Source organism: Anaerocolumna sp. AGMB13020 (genome assembly GCF_033100115.1).
Taxonomy (GTDB): domain Bacteria; phylum Bacillota; class Clostridia; order Lachnospirales; family Lachnospiraceae; genus Anaerocolumna.
The window spans coordinates 478,478-493,251 of record NZ_CP136910.1 but is presented as its reverse complement, the minus strand read 5'-3'; the positions used below and the strand labels follow the sequence as shown (position 1 = coordinate 493,251).

The window sequence follows — 14,774 nt, the reverse complement described above, 5'->3', positions numbered from 1 at the left end:
AACCCCTATGAGGTTCGCCGTATAAGTCCGGCTTTTTTGCTATTCCAGGTTATAATGCAAAGAATGATTTTCTGCTAACACACTCCCTGTTAATATAATAAAATAGATGATTTCTCAAAGCAAGTAAGAAGGGTATACTATTAAATGCAAGTAAAATAAGGGTTTTTACACCTTTTAGGAAGGAAGAACCGCAGTTAAGCTGGCAATATGTATGGATTCTGGTGCGGGAATCAATATTTTTAGAGAATTTTCACTTTTTTAAGCTTCAGATTTGTGGTAATATAAACATAGGCTTATACTTATTTTTAGGAGGCAGTTATGAAAGAAATACTATTTTTAGAACCAGTATTTAAAGAAATGATATGGGGAGGGAACAGACTCAGGACAGATTTTCATTATGATATCCCCAGTGACAATACAGGTGAGTGCTGGGCAGTCAGCGCCCATACAAACGGTGATTGTACGGTAAAGACAGGAGAGTATAAAGGCATGACCTTGAGCAGTCTGTGGGCACAGCACCGAGAGCTTTTTGGAAGTGTGCCTGGAGAGGTATTTCCGCTTCTGGTAAAGATTATTGATGCGAAACAGGATTTGAGCATTCAGGTGCACCCGGATGATACTTATGCCAAAGAGTATGAAAAGGGATCTTTGGGTAAGACCGAATGCTGGTATATACTTAATTGTGAAGAAGATGGTAAAATTGTCATTGGTCATAATGCTGAGAACAGGGACGAGCTGACAGAGATGATCAGAGATAACCGTTGGGAGGAGCTTATAAGGGTTATTCCCATAAAAAAAGGTGATTTTTTTCAGATTGAACCGGGAACCGTGCATGCCATAAAGGCTGGAACCGTGATTCTGGAAACCCAGCAGAACAGTGACATTACCTACAGACTGTATGATTACGGCAGATTACAGAATGGACAACCCAGAGAACTCCACATTGACAAAAGTATTGATGTTATAACCTGCCCTCAGCAGCTAAAAGATACGGAAAGAAAGAAAAAAGTATTTTCTGATGGTGAAATTGAAGAACTGGTTCAGTGTGATTATTATACGGTGGACAGAATCAAAGTGAATGGCAGTACAAGCTTTAACCAGTCAGAACCTTTTACAATACTCAGCGTAATAGAAGGTGAAGGTAAAATAGACGGTAAAGACATAAAAAAAGGTGACCATTTTATCCTGCCTTTCGGTTATGGTGAATATTCAATCCAGGGAACGATTGAGCTGATTACTTCGCACATATAAACAATCTATTTTAAGCGTCAGAAGTTGTAAAGTATAAATTTTAAAATAGAAAACTTAATAGGAAATAATCAGCTATAAGGTTGTGTAAGATTATTATGCAGCTTTAAGGAACGGAAAGAAGCATTACAAAAGAAAAATCCAGTTATACGCATTAAGATCATTTTATGAAAAACAAATAGGCGAGTATAAGGAGATAACCCATGAGCAGTATTTTTAACGTTGATAATCCTATTTTTACCGGATTGAATAAGATCGTAGATGCAATATTTTTAAGTATTTTATTTCTGGTAACCTGTATTCCGATATTTACGATCGGGCCGGCCCTGACTGCACTTTATTATGCTACAGCCAAGTCTTTAAGAAGAGACAGAGGTTATATAGCGCGAGAGTATTTTAAAGCATTTAAGGCAAATTTCAAGCAGGGATTAATAAGCGGTCTTATAATAACAGCTGCGGCATTAATTCTGGCTTTTGACTGGAATTATGCAAAAGTACAGCAGTCAACGACTGGTGCTATATTATTCAGCATATTTACGGGTATGTTTTTTATACTCTTAAGCATAAGTATTTATGTATTCCCGGTATTGTCCAGATTTAAGACAAGTGTAAAGCAATTATTTAAAACCTCATTTTTTATGGCAATCAGGCATCTGCCCAGTACAATACTTATGATTATTATCGTGTTATTTTTCGCGCTAGTGATATATCTGTTTGCTTTTACTGTTGTATTTGTACCGGCAGTATGTGCATTGCTCATATCCTTCCTGATGGAAAGGGTATTTAAAAAGTATATGCCTAAGAAAGAGGATGAGGAAGAAAATACCGGAGTAGACGAATGGTATCTGGAATAAGAAAATAAAGGGTGCGGAGGGTTTTATTTATGGAGGATGTGCTTTATGATTTAATGGATTGGGCGGGAATTGAAGCAATCGTATATTCGGAGGAGGATAACCCCCAGAATATTCTTGGCCCTCATCTTACAGACAGGGGACTTCTTATACAAGCCTATTTACCTACCGCAAAATCAGTAAAAGTGAAGCTTAAAAAACCTGCTAAGGAATATACCATGACAATGGAAGAGGACGGGTTTTATGCTGTTCTGATTCCGAATTTGAAAAGAATCGCTTCCTATACTCTGCTTGTGACTTATGATAACGATGCAAAGATGGAGTTATATGATCCTTATGCTTTTGGTCAGGTACTTACGGAAGGGGATTTAAACAGCTTTACAAAAGGCATACATTATACCATATATGATAAACTTGGCGCTCACCCGATGGACATTGACGGCGTTTCAGGCGTGCATTTTGCTGTTTGGGCGCCAAATGCTGTCAGAGTAAGTGTTGTCGGAGACTTTAACAACTGGGATGGAAGAAGACATCCCATGAAGCGTTTAAAGGACTCCGGTATTTTTGAACTATTTGTTCCAGGTTTAAGAGTGGGAGAACTCTATAAATACGAAATAAAAGTAAAAGGCGGAATGATGGTTATGAAAGCCGATCCATACGCCAGCAGAGCCCAGCTAAGGCCAGATACTGCTTCCATTGTTCATGATCTTAATCAGTTTAAGTGGTCTGATGAGAAGTGGCTGGATAACCGCAAACATTCAGATTACCGTAAAAGTCCTATTAACATCTACGAACTTCATCTGGGGTCTTTTAAAAAACCGAATGCTGGTAAGGGAGATGACAGAGAATTTTATAATTACCGGGAACTTGCACCAATCATTTCGGATTATATAATTGAGATGGGGTATACCCATGTGGAACTGATGCCGGTAATGGAACATCCTTTTGATGGCTCCTGGGGGTATCAGGTAACAGGGTATTATGCGCCAACTTCCCGTTATGGCACACCGGATGATTTTATGTTTTTTATGAACTATCTTCACAATCAGGGGATTGGTGTGATTCTGGACTGGGTACCGGCTCATTTCCCGAGAGACAGCTTTGGACTGGCTAATTTTGATGGGACCTGCCTTTATGAGCATTTGGATCCCAGACAGGGAAGCCATCCTCACTGGGGGACGCTGATTTACAATTATGGAAGACCACAGGTTTCCTTATTTCTTATTGCCAATGCCCTTTTCTGGATAGAGAAGTATCATGTTGACGGGATACGTATGGATGCGGTTGCCTCCATGCTATATCTGGACTATGGGAAAAACCATGGAGAATGGGTTGCTAATAAATATGGCGGCAACGAGAACCTGGAAGCAGTGGAAATGTTAAAGCATTTAAATTCCATCGTAAAGAAGAGAAAAGACGGCAGTTTACTAATTGCCGAAGAATCAACTGCCTGGTCAAAAGTAACAGGAGAGTTAAAAGAAGAGGGACTGGGATTCGATTTGAAATGGAATATGGGTTGGATGAACGATTTTACCGGTTATATGAAAAGCGATCCCTTATTCCGAAAAGGCAGACATGGAGAGCTTACCTTCAGTCTGGTCTATGCCTTCAGTGAGAAGTTCATACTGGTGTTATCCCATGATGAAGTGGTTCACGGCAAAGGCTCCATGATTAACAAAATGCCAGGTACAATTGAACAAAAATTTGCAAATCTCAGAGTTGCGTATGGATTTATGCTGTGTCATCCCGGTAAGAAACTGCTTTTTATGGGACAGGAGTTTGCGCAATTCAGCGAATGGGATGAAAAGAAAGAAATCGATTGGGGACTGTTAAAAGAAGAACGGAATGCTTCCCTGAACTTATACGTAAAGGAGCTAAACCATCTGTATAAAAAATATCCGGCTCTTTATGCCTGTGATTTTGAAAATAGAGGGTTTGAGTGGATCAGTTGTCTGGATGCCGATCACAGTATTATAGCATTTGTAAGAAAAACAGATAAGAGCAGTGAAACCCTGCTGATAATCTGTAACTTTACACCGGTTGTGTATGAGCATTTTCTTCTTGGAGTGCCTTTTCAGGGAAAATACAAAGAGATTTTTAACAGTGACTGTCTTCGGTTTGGCGGGCAGGGGAATGTAAATAAGAGAGTAAAGCAGTCAAAGCCTGCCGTTGCTGACGGAAGAAAGGATTCTCTCTCTATCGTAGTACCGCCTTTGGGAATCAGTATATTTACCTGCGAAGAGACAGCTGCAGCAATTAAGAAGAAAAAATGAAGTGAATTTATTACAATAGAATGAACTAAGAGGTTTAATCATTTATACGAGATAAACCAAAAGCTTCTTAGGATGAAAATTTATTAGATAATGAAAAACCGTCTCAAAGATACAATGGATGGAATACGAGACAGATAAAAAAATATACAGATTAAAATATACAGAAAGGATTGATTGGTATGGAAAAAATCCTGACAACGATGAAACAAGATGTGGTAACAACTTTAGATAATATCTGGAAAAGTCTTATCAGCAGCGGCTTTGAATTTGTTATTAATATTTTGATTGCTTTAATCGTTATTTTTATTGGGAAAAAAGTTATTAAAGTGTTGCTTGGAATGTTTGAAAAGGCATTTATCAGAGGGAAAATGGAAGCAGGCGTGAAAGGCTTTCTGCTGGCCTTTCTTCGGGCAATCCTTTATATAATACTTACCTGGATCATTTTGGTTCAGATTTTTGGAGTAAAAGATGCCAGTCTGGTTGCCATTTTAGGATCTGCAGGGTTGAGTATCGGTTTAGCTTTACAGGGCGGACTTTCAAATTTTGCCGGTGGTGTAATCATCCTGCTGCTTCGCCCGTTCAAAGTAGGTGATAACATCACTCATCTTGGAAATGAAGGAAAGGTCATTTCCATAGATATCTTTTATACAAAAATGCTGACAGCAGATAACAGGCTTGTTGTTATGCCAAATGGTGCTTTGTCCAATGCTAATATTGTAAATTCAACCAACGAAGTAAAACGCAGGCTTGATATTACAGTAGCTGTTGGCCGCTCAGAGGAGATAGACAGAATCAGAAATATCTTGGAAGATATTTTAGCTAAAAATAAATATGTAATGAAAGAAGCGTCTAATTTAGTGTTTATAAATAGTTTTGATGCCGGCAGCATTAGTATGGGAATCAGGGCATGGGTTAAATCAGAAGATTATTTCACCTGTAAATGTGAGCTTCTTGAGACTATCAAGAAGGAATTTGATGAAAAACAGGTTATAATGGTATAAAGAATTGCCGGTAATTCAAGGACATTTTAAACTTATTCATAAAAAACTAAAAAAAATTCAAAAAAGGGCTTTTCTTTTTTATGAAAAAGTGGTATTTTATCTATAGGCAAAATATATGCCGGAGCAAAGACGTTCCCAGCTTTTTTGGGGACGCTTTTTTTATACAAGTACTGATGTGGATTACATAATTTTTTTAACGTATATGTAGTGGTCTACTGTATTTGTATCCATAATAAATATGTTAAAGAACACAAATATAAATGTATGGAAGGAGATTTTTATGGCAGAGAAATTGACTGAAATCTTTGGCGTTGATGTTTTTAATGAGGCAACCATGACAGAACGTTTACCCAAGAAAGTTTACGCCGCTTTAAAGAAAACAATCAAGAATGGAGAGGAACTGGATCCTGCAGTAGCTGATGTTGTTGCTAATGCTATGAAGGACTGGGCTATCGAAAGAGGAGCAACCCATTATACCCATTGGTTCCAGCCTATGACAGGTATCACTGCTGAAAAACATGATTCCTTTATCAGCCCTACTTCCGACGGTAAAATCATACTTGAATTTTCCGGCAAAGAATTAATCAAAGGTGAGCCCGATGCATCTTCTTTCCCCTCCGGCGGATTAAGAGCAACCTTTGAAGCAAGAGGATATACCGCCTGGGATTGTACTTCACCCGCTTTCTTAAGAGAAGATGCTTCTGGAGTTACACTTTGCATTCCTACTGCATTTTGTTCCTATACCGGCGAAGCGCTTGATAAGAAAACACCTCTTCTTCGTTCTATGGAAGCAGTAAGCGATCAGGCAGTACGTTTACTTAAATTATTCGGACATGATGAAGTTAAATCTGTTTCTTGCTCCGTAGGTCCCGAGCAGGAATACTTTATAGTAGATAAAGCAAAGTACTTAAAGAGACCTGACCTTATTTTCTCCGGAAGAACCTTATTTGGAGCTCAACCTCCCAAGGGTCAGGAAATGGAAGATCACTATTTCGGAAGCTTAAAGGAAAGAATTGCTGCATTCATGAAGGAAGTGAACGAAGAATGCTGGAAGCTTGGTATCTTAGCTAAGACACAGCATAACGAAGTTGCTCCTGCTCAGCATGAATTAGCACCTATTTATTCTACTGCTAATATTGCTACTGATCACAATCAGTTGGTAATGGAAACAATGAAGAAGGTTGCTAACCGCCATGGTCTTGTATGCCTGCTTCATGAGAAACCTTTTGCAGGTGTTAATGGATCTGGTAAACATGACAACTGGTCTATCGTAACTGATACCGGAAAGAATCTCCTGGATCCTGGTAAGACACCTCATGAGAACATTCAGTTCCTGTTGTTCCTTTCCGCTATCATCAAAGCTGTTGATGATAATGCAGATTTACTTCGTCTTTCTGCTTCCAATGTAGGAAATGATCACAGATTAGGTGCTAACGAAGCTCCTCCGGCTATTATTTCTATCTTCCTTGGAGAGCAGTTGGAAGATGTTGTTAAACAGCTTGTTGAAACTGGTGACGCTAAGACCAGTAAACAAGGCGGAAAGTTAAATACTGGCGTTCATACACTTCCTGAATTAAAGAAGGATGCTACAGATAGAAACCGTACTTCACCTTTTGCTTTCACTGGTAATAAATTTGAGTTCAGAATGGTTGGCTCCTCCATGTCCATCGCTGGTCCGAATACAACCTTAAATGCTATTGTAGCTGATGTATTAGGCAAATTTGCAGATGAGCTTGCAGAAGCAGCAGATTTTGATATTGCTGTACATGACTTGATCAAGAAGACTTTAACAGAGCATCAGAGAATCATCTTCAATGGCAACGGTTACTCAGACGAGTGGGTAGCTGAAGCTGAAAGAAGAGGACTTCCTAATTTGAAATCTTTTGTAGAAGCAATTCCTGCTATGACTACAGAGAAAGCTATCAAGGTATTTGGTAAATATAAAATTTTATCAGAAGTTGAGCTTCATTCTCGTGCGGAAATTGAATTTGAGGCCTATTCAAAGACAATTAATATTGAAGCAAAGACTATGATTGAAATGGCAAACAAGCTTTTCCTTCCCGCCGCGATCAAATATGCTACAGGTCTTGCTGGCTCCATTAATTCTATTAAGGCAGCAGTTCCCGACGCAGACGTATCCGTTCAGGAAAGCCTGTTAAAAGAGACCTCCACACTTTTAGCTTCTGCAAAAGCTGCTCTTGGTAAATTACAGGAAGTTGTAACAGAAGCTGCTGATAAAGAAGGTCAGGAACAGGCTGTATACTTTAAAAACGTTGTATTCCCTGCTATGAGTACTTTAAGAACACCTATTGATGAGCTGGAATTAATCGTTGATAAAGAGCTTTGGCCGGTACCTACTTATGGAGATTTATTATTTGAAGTATAATTACACCAGCTAGAATATATATTCATCCAATATGGGACTGCCGCTAAGTACATAATAGGTGCTTAGAGGGCAGTCCTTTTAAATTCCTTCTAATCAGGTCAAACCATGGAGTATGCTTTGTTATAAATAATTTCTTCATCGGTACTTGCATCAGGAGCAAATGTGATATATGATTTAGGTGTGCTATTCGTAGTTGCGAAGGAGGAGACTGGGGATTGAGGGTAATAATTGTTGATGATGAGAAACATTCCATTGATTTACTATGCTATTTTCTGAAAAAACATGAGGTGGAAATAGCGGCTGCCTATACCAATCCGCTATTGGCTTTAAAAAATGTAGAAACAGACAAGCCGGATATTTTGTTTGTTGATATAGAGATGCCGGAACTGAACGGTTTAAAACTGGCACAAAGTATAAAAAGCCGTTTACCCGATGTTATCATTGTATTTATAACTGCATTTTCCGAGTATGCCATTGAAAGTTTTCAGGTTCATCCTATGGATTACCTGCTAAAACCTGTTACAGAGAGAGAGATTACGAAGATGATGGACAGCATAAAGAGACAATATACGCTGTTGACTTTGGAAAAGGAAAAAGGCAGTAATAATCAGATAATTCAAATGAAGTGTTTCGGTAAATTTGAAGTTACGTGCAGTGGAAGAGAAGCAATGAAATTTCCCACAAGTAAGACAAAGGAATTATTGAGTTATCTTATTTGCAAGGCGAATAAAGCTATTTACCGGGACGAGTTAATGTCATTATTATTTACTGGAAAAGAAGGGTTGGACCGGAATAATTTTTATGTGACGGTCTCCAGACTGAAGGCGGCTTTGTGCAGTTATGGTATTGACGAGACATATTTTAAATTTAATAAGGATTTCGAAGTATTTATAAAAAGAGGTATTTGTGATTTGTACGATTTGACGGTATTCATAAGAAATTACAGCCGGATAACCGAGGAGAATTTGCTGGAGGCAGAACGGCTTACCGGAATATACCATGGTGAGGTCTTTACCAATATGGATACAGATTGGACAAATGAAATCAACGAATGGGTTGATATACAAATGGAAGAGATTATGCTCTCAATGGCTGAATACTACAAAGAGATATCTGCTGAAAAATATGAGAGTATATTAAAAAAGCTGATAAGTATTAATTCCTTGTCAAGTCGTGGTTATGAAGAATTGCTTGGTTTCTACATAGAATTAGAAAAGAAAGAAAAGTATAAATCACTTTATCATAAATATGCCAGGGTTATGAAAAATGATTTGAATCTGGATATAGACAAGCGTTTTATCAAATATATGGACCTGCAGATACAGGGGGAATTAATCGGCTGACTTTGGTATCATTATAAAAAAAATTTCGTAAATAATATAAATCAGAAACATTTTTAAGCCGTTAGGCATAGCAGGAAAGCTATCCTTAACGGTTTTTTTGATTCATAGGCTATATGGCCTATGTAAGTTTTTTGTAAGATTTAATTGGTATAATATGTCGAAGCCTGTAGTATATATTATTTTTCTGTTGAATTTACGAAATATAATAGTATGGGTTATCAGGAAACTAGAAAGGAGAATGTGAATGAAGAAAAGAAGAATTGCTATTTGTCTGATTATTGCCCTGCTGGTTGGATTAATCTCAAATAGTCATGTTACTGTAAGTGCTCAAACTGATTCAAATCCGGCAGTTACTGTAACAGTCAACAAGAAAATCGATGTGGCACTGGCTGTAGGAGCGACAAATGTTGACTACTCCGGTTTTTCAAAAGATTTAAAGGCAAAGCTATTAGAACTGGGGCAGATTCCAGAGGAGGATATTAATATTTCTAAGTTGGAATCAAAATCCGTAAGTACCAGCAGCAGTAGCTTTAACTGGTGGGTTTATGATCATACTTTTGGCTCACCGGTCATTAGTGATGAAAGTCACAATTATACTGAACTGACAGGAAGTAATAATGAACAGATGGGTCATCCCTACTATAAAAATCTCAGTCATTTAGAAGCTACGAATAATGGAGCAGATTTGTTCTTTACAGGATATGGCTCCTCCGCATACAAGGATTTTATGTATCTGGAAAATAGTGACCCTACAACCAAAACATTTCAGTTTGATATTATTGAGAATGAAGCTTATGATGCCTTAGATGGTGTGGGCTTTTTGTTCAACACGACAATGACAGGCACTTACTCAAATAACACACAAAAGATGTCAGGTTATCTGTTATTCCTGCAGTATGGAGGAGATGGCAGAGGTCAGGAGATTGCCCTTTATAAATTTGATAATTTAAGTACAAAAGACTTACATCATTTAAATAACCCAGGTATTATTAATTCAGCTGGGTTTAAAAAACTAGCTTTTTCATCTGTATATTCATCAAATGTTAAATACCGTAAAATTAAAATTGAAGCACAGCCTTCAAATGTAAAAGTATGGTATAAGGGAAGTACAGCTGAAATTACAACTGATTTAGATGATTCGAATATTGTAAGTTGGACACAGAATGGAAATAATAATGAGGCAACTATGGTTAGCTTTGAGAAGGCAACTTCTTTCGGATTTGGACCTTTGTCCAGTTACCGGGCTCATGGTTGTAATTTACCCACCAGTCTGGCCTTAAAGAATCTTACCATGTCAACAGAAAAAGCAAAGACTTTAAAGGAAGTTATCACAGAACCTGAGTGGAATCCGAAAACTTCAAGATATATCGTTAATCTGAATGAGGAAGTTATAAAAGATTTTGAGGATACTCAGACTGAGTACGAAATCATCAACCGTTTAAACAATGATGATGTTACATACCTTGGCTGGGGTAGTGATACCAATGAAGAGCAGACAGAGGAATTTATTGGATTAAATGATTCAAGAGGCGGTTTTATAAATGTAGATAATGCGGATACAGATACTTATGATAAGCAGATTACTGCCATTGCAGAAAAAATTCTGCAGGATAATCAGCCAAGACAGGTATCTGATGAAGCAGGAGCAGCTTATATACTGACTTCAGAAAGCGTACAGATTAATGTAAATGGTGCATCCGCTTCTGACACAGCCGATGTGAATTGGCCTGACGGAAGATGGAAGATTGTTCATAGCATAGAGGGCTTTAGCAATCCAGAAGGTATCTATAGTAAGAGTAATATTCCGATGTCAGATTTGGAGTGTGATTTCAGTCTGCCGGGTAAATATGAAATCTATTATGAAGATGTGTTAGTGCGCACCATAATAGCCCACAGACAACCCGTTGCATATTTTACAGCAACTGTCAGCGGACCTGCAATTACCGGTCCTTCAGGAAAAGAACCTGGTGAGGAAGGAACCTCGGAAGAAGCAAGAACAGCACCAGACGAGGTTAGCCTTGAAACCGTTGGAGAGGTAACGGTAGCAACCGGATCTGCAGTGACGGTAGTAACAGGTGCTGCTGTAACCTACAATGATTTATCATATGATCCTGATGGATTTGGTCTTGATACTACAAAGACTATATGGAAATATATTGATTTATCCGTTGAGAACCCTGCCTGGGTGATTTCAGATTCACCGATAACAATTATTGAACCCGACCATCGTTATCTGGTATCATTGATTGTAACGGATTTAAATGGAGCTGTCAGCAGTCCTTATACCAGACAGATTAGTTACAGCTATAGTTATACGGATGAAAATAATTTACCGAGAAAGCTCAGGCCATTTGCAGATTTCGAATTATCAGAAGCTACTCTGCTAAAAGGAATAAATGACACTCTTGTCTTAACAGAAAAGAGTTATGATATTTATGGTGAAGAGGTCACTGGTACTTATACGGTAACAAGAAATGGTGTGCCTTATGAAAAAGAAATTAATGTAGAAACAGTAACAGGAAGTGCTATAACCAGCGGGGTTATTGACTTTAGTGGAGATCCTGCAGGAACATATAAGATTAGCCTTACGGTTACCAGTGTAAATGGAACTTCTGAGGTCTTTGCAAGAACTGTTGAAGTAATCGATGATAAGATTGCACCTGTAGCAGTAGCAAACGTTGCGGACAATGCAACGACAGGAGATGATAAAGTAGTAATTACCTTTAAAGATGCAGGTGGCAGTGGATTAAAATCCCAGAGGGTCAGTGTTGATACCAGCCCTGAAATCTCCGAGGAAACGATATGGCAGACACCGGGCAGACATCTTACACGTACTGTATCATTATCAGGTGTAGGAAAATACTACATTCATTACGAAGCAATTGATTATGCTGGCAATATTGGACAGGGTACTTTAGGACCTATCACCTACAAGGATTCTACCGGCCCTGCTGTAAGCAGTAACATACCAGTGGGTTCAACTATTGAGGTAGGTAAAGTAGTGTTGACCTTTACTGACAACAGCGGAGTCAAGAAACAGAGGGTATATATCAGTAAAAGTACTGAGCCTGTAGAAATGGGTGCAGATGGTTGGTCTGATTACAGCGAAACGGCACAAAGAGAAGTGTACTTTAAAGAAAACGGTACTTACTATATCCATTACTATGCACAGGATAATGAAAAGAATATCTCTACAGGAGTTATGGGGCCGTTTACCTATGCGGATATAACTGGACCTTCTGTTACCGCTAGTATCGGTAACGATGTAACCACTGGAGACAAGGAAATCGTTATAAGCTTTCAGGATGAAGGAAGCATGGAACCAATTTCCTACAAAGTAATTATTACAAAATCCAAAGAAATTCCTTCTGATACAGACAGTTGGATTGAAGGCACAGAGCCGGATGTTAAATTCACCTTCCCGGAAGACGGTACTTATTATATTCACTATAAGGCAGTAGATGCAGCAGGCAATGAAAGTAGCGGATATTTAGGGCCTTTTACTTATGTTGGTACTATACCTTATATTGCTGATATCTTATCACCAGTTAACGGAGAAGCAAATGCCCCAGTTAATACCCTCATAAGCTTTGAAGCAAGCGAGAAGGTTGTGAAAGGAAACGGATATCTTACAGTTTATAATTCCAGGACCGGAAAGAAATATACGGATATCCACAGCAGTAACAATAAAGTGAAGGTTAATGGAACCAAAGTAACCGTTGAACTTCCAAAGGCCTTAGAATATGAAACCAGTTATTACATTAAACTTGACACAAACTTCATTAAGAGTGTAACAAATAATGCAATGGCTGAATTTGGTTCTCAGAGTACCTGGTCCTTTACAACGGCTAAAAAAGACAATACTACAAAAGAGGATGATGTAAAAATCCTAAGATGTGAGGCTTATCAGATTATTGATGATGTAACCAGTTACCCCCAGGTAATACCTGATTCAGAAGAAGAGAAGACCTTCACTGTTTATGCAGAAGACGGTGAACTTTATATTTTACCCGTATTGAATACTGCTACAGCAGATATTGAGGTGTTCGGTACAGATTGTGAAGTTGAACTTCTAAATAATCCTCTAAGGATTAAAGTCAAATACGACAGCACAAAAGCAAACCCTTCTGTTACGGTTAAATTTAGTGATAACAACAGCTATACCTTAAAGATCAAGAAACTGGATAAAGATTTAAAGGCAGAGATTAAGGTTGATACTACGGTAGTAACTGCAACTGTCGGAAACAGCAATCTGCTTAATACAGTCGATATCTCAGCTGATGTTGCAGATGGAAACGTAACTTCCATCAAGGTTCTGTTGTTGATCCGCGAACCACAGAAGACAGAAGAAAAAGATGCTTTGAAAGCATATGTAGATGGATTATTTGGAAATAGTACAAGCTTTTTCTTTGACGCAACTCTGATAAAAACGGTTTCTTATGATGGATTTGCGAATGATACGGAAATCTCCAATACCCAGGAACCGGTAACTATCATGATAGATATACCTGCTTCTTACAGAACGGGTTATAACTATCAGGTGGTGAGATACCATGAGGGTGTAAGTGAGAATCTGCCTACAACTGTTATAAATAGCGGTACTCAATTACAATTTGAGACAGATAGATTTTCAACTTATGGTGTTGTATATACTACAGCAGCAGAAGAGACGGATAACGGAAATAACAGTACTCCCACTACTCCGAAAGAAATCAGTATTCCGGAGACAATAACAGCCACCGCAGGACAGACAACTCTTGTTGAGATTAAAAATCTTCCGGAAGGCGCATCAGTTGAATACCATGTATCCACACCTACCTATATCAGCGTAGATGAAAATGGTGTTATTTTTGCCAAGAAAACAGGAAAAGCGGTTCTTATGGCTGCGGTAACGAACAAAACTGCAACAAAAGTATATACAATCCAGGTTAATGTACAGTCGGCTGTTAAACCCACGAAAGTTGGTTTCATTCAGTATTATAACAGCCTTGTAAATGTTGATAATATCAATTACCGTATAACCAAAGACGCCAGTGAGACTACCAACGGTACAGTGGCAGTTGCAAATAACCAGGTAAATGACAAATTGCCTGCAAAGGTTACCATACCTGAAGTCGTTACAATCAACGAGAAGAAATATAATGTTACCTCGATTGATGAAAGTGCTTTTTATATGGTATCAAGATTAGTGTCTGTATCCATACCAGGCACCGTAACGGATATTTCCTCAACTGCTTTTACCGGCAGTAAGAATCTTGTAACCTTTAAGGTGGCTGCTAAGAATCCTAATTACTCAGCTAGAAACTCCATGCTGCTTGATAAGGCAGGAACCACTCTGTTATCCTATCCTTCTGCGACAGGCAAGATTACAGTTGACAGTAAGATTAAGGTTATAGGAGCATATGCTTTTAGTGTAAACAAAGGTTTAAAAGAGGTTATAATACCAGCTACAGTAAAGGAAATCCGCGGCTGTGCTTTTGCTCACTCAGGGCTTGTAAAAGTAACCTTTAAGAGCACGAAAGCACCAGTTATGCCATTCCCTTGTGTGTTTGAAGACATCAATGGAAAAGGTGTTATCTATGTACCAAAGAAAGAATTAAAAAGCTACAAAAATTCATTTGCAGATTTTAGAATGCCTTCGGGAGTTACCGTAAAGGCGAAGTAGATGTATA

General features: G+C 38.4%; 7 protein-coding genes. All 7 read left to right on the top strand.

Annotated elements, in window-relative coordinates; all coding sequences use genetic code 11:
• Positions 1–318: 318 nt before the first annotated feature.
• The 7 genes from manA to R2R35_RS02030 all read left to right on the top strand — a co-directional run bounded on the left by manA (position 319) and on the right by R2R35_RS02030 (position 14,767).
• On the top strand, positions 319–1,251 hold the full coding sequence (manA, locus tag R2R35_RS02060; protein ID WP_317732836.1) for a mannose-6-phosphate isomerase, class I: 933 nt from the start codon (positions 319–321) through the stop codon (positions 1,249–1,251).
• Positions 1,252–1,451: 200 nt separating this feature from the next.
• The gene (locus R2R35_RS02055) at positions 1,452–2,102 is read left to right on the top strand and encodes a YesL family protein (RefSeq protein ID WP_317732835.1); all 651 of its coding nucleotides are present in this window, start codon (positions 1,452–1,454) and stop codon (positions 2,100–2,102) included.
• A 29-nt stretch (positions 2,103–2,131) separates the two neighbouring features.
• Positions 2,132–4,372: a 1,4-alpha-glucan branching protein GlgB gene (glgB, locus tag R2R35_RS02050; protein ID WP_317732834.1), complete on the top strand. Its 2,241-nt coding sequence runs from the start codon at positions 2,132–2,134 to the stop codon at positions 4,370–4,372.
• A gap of 179 nt (positions 4,373–4,551) precedes the next feature.
• Positions 4,552–5,373 carry a mechanosensitive ion channel family protein gene (locus R2R35_RS02045; RefSeq protein ID WP_317732833.1) on the top strand — a complete coding sequence of 274 codons (822 nt, stop codon included), beginning with the start codon at positions 4,552–4,554 and terminating at the stop codon, positions 5,371–5,373.
• Positions 5,374–5,653: 280 nt separating this feature from the next.
• The gene (locus R2R35_RS02040; protein ID WP_317732832.1) at positions 5,654–7,759 is read left to right on the top strand and encodes a glutamine synthetase III family protein; all 2,106 of its coding nucleotides are present in this window, start codon (positions 5,654–5,656) and stop codon (positions 7,757–7,759) included.
• 215 nt (positions 7,760–7,974) lie between these two features.
• The gene (locus R2R35_RS02035; protein ID WP_317732831.1) at positions 7,975–9,102 is read left to right on the top strand and encodes a response regulator; all 1,128 of its coding nucleotides are present in this window, start codon (positions 7,975–7,977) and stop codon (positions 9,100–9,102) included.
• A 244-nt stretch (positions 9,103–9,346) separates the two neighbouring features.
• Positions 9,347–14,767, top strand: a complete 5,421-nt coding sequence (locus tag R2R35_RS02030; protein WP_317732830.1) for a leucine-rich repeat protein — start codon at positions 9,347–9,349, stop codon at positions 14,765–14,767.
• Positions 14,768–14,774: the final 7 nt, after the last annotated feature.

Bases quoted from the DNA above. Each gene is read 5' to 3' on its own strand.
- R2R35_RS02055 (WP_317732835.1), top strand. From the start codon at position 1,452: ATGAGCAGTATTTTTAACGTTGATAATCCTATTTTTACCGGATTGAAT.
- R2R35_RS02045 (WP_317732833.1), top strand. From the start codon at position 4,552: ATGGAAAAAATCCTGACAACGATGAAACAAGATGTGGTAACAACTTTA.
- R2R35_RS02040 (WP_317732832.1), top strand. From the start codon at position 5,654: ATGGCAGAGAAATTGACTGAAATCTTTGGCGTTGATGTTTTTAATGAG.
- glgB (WP_317732834.1), top strand. From the start codon at position 2,132: ATGGAGGATGTGCTTTATGATTTAATGGATTGGGCGGGAATTGAAGCA.
- manA (WP_317732836.1), top strand. From the start codon at position 319: ATGAAAGAAATACTATTTTTAGAACCAGTATTTAAAGAAATGATATGG.
- R2R35_RS02030 (WP_317732830.1), top strand. From the start codon at position 9,347: ATGAAGAAAAGAAGAATTGCTATTTGTCTGATTATTGCCCTGCTGGTT.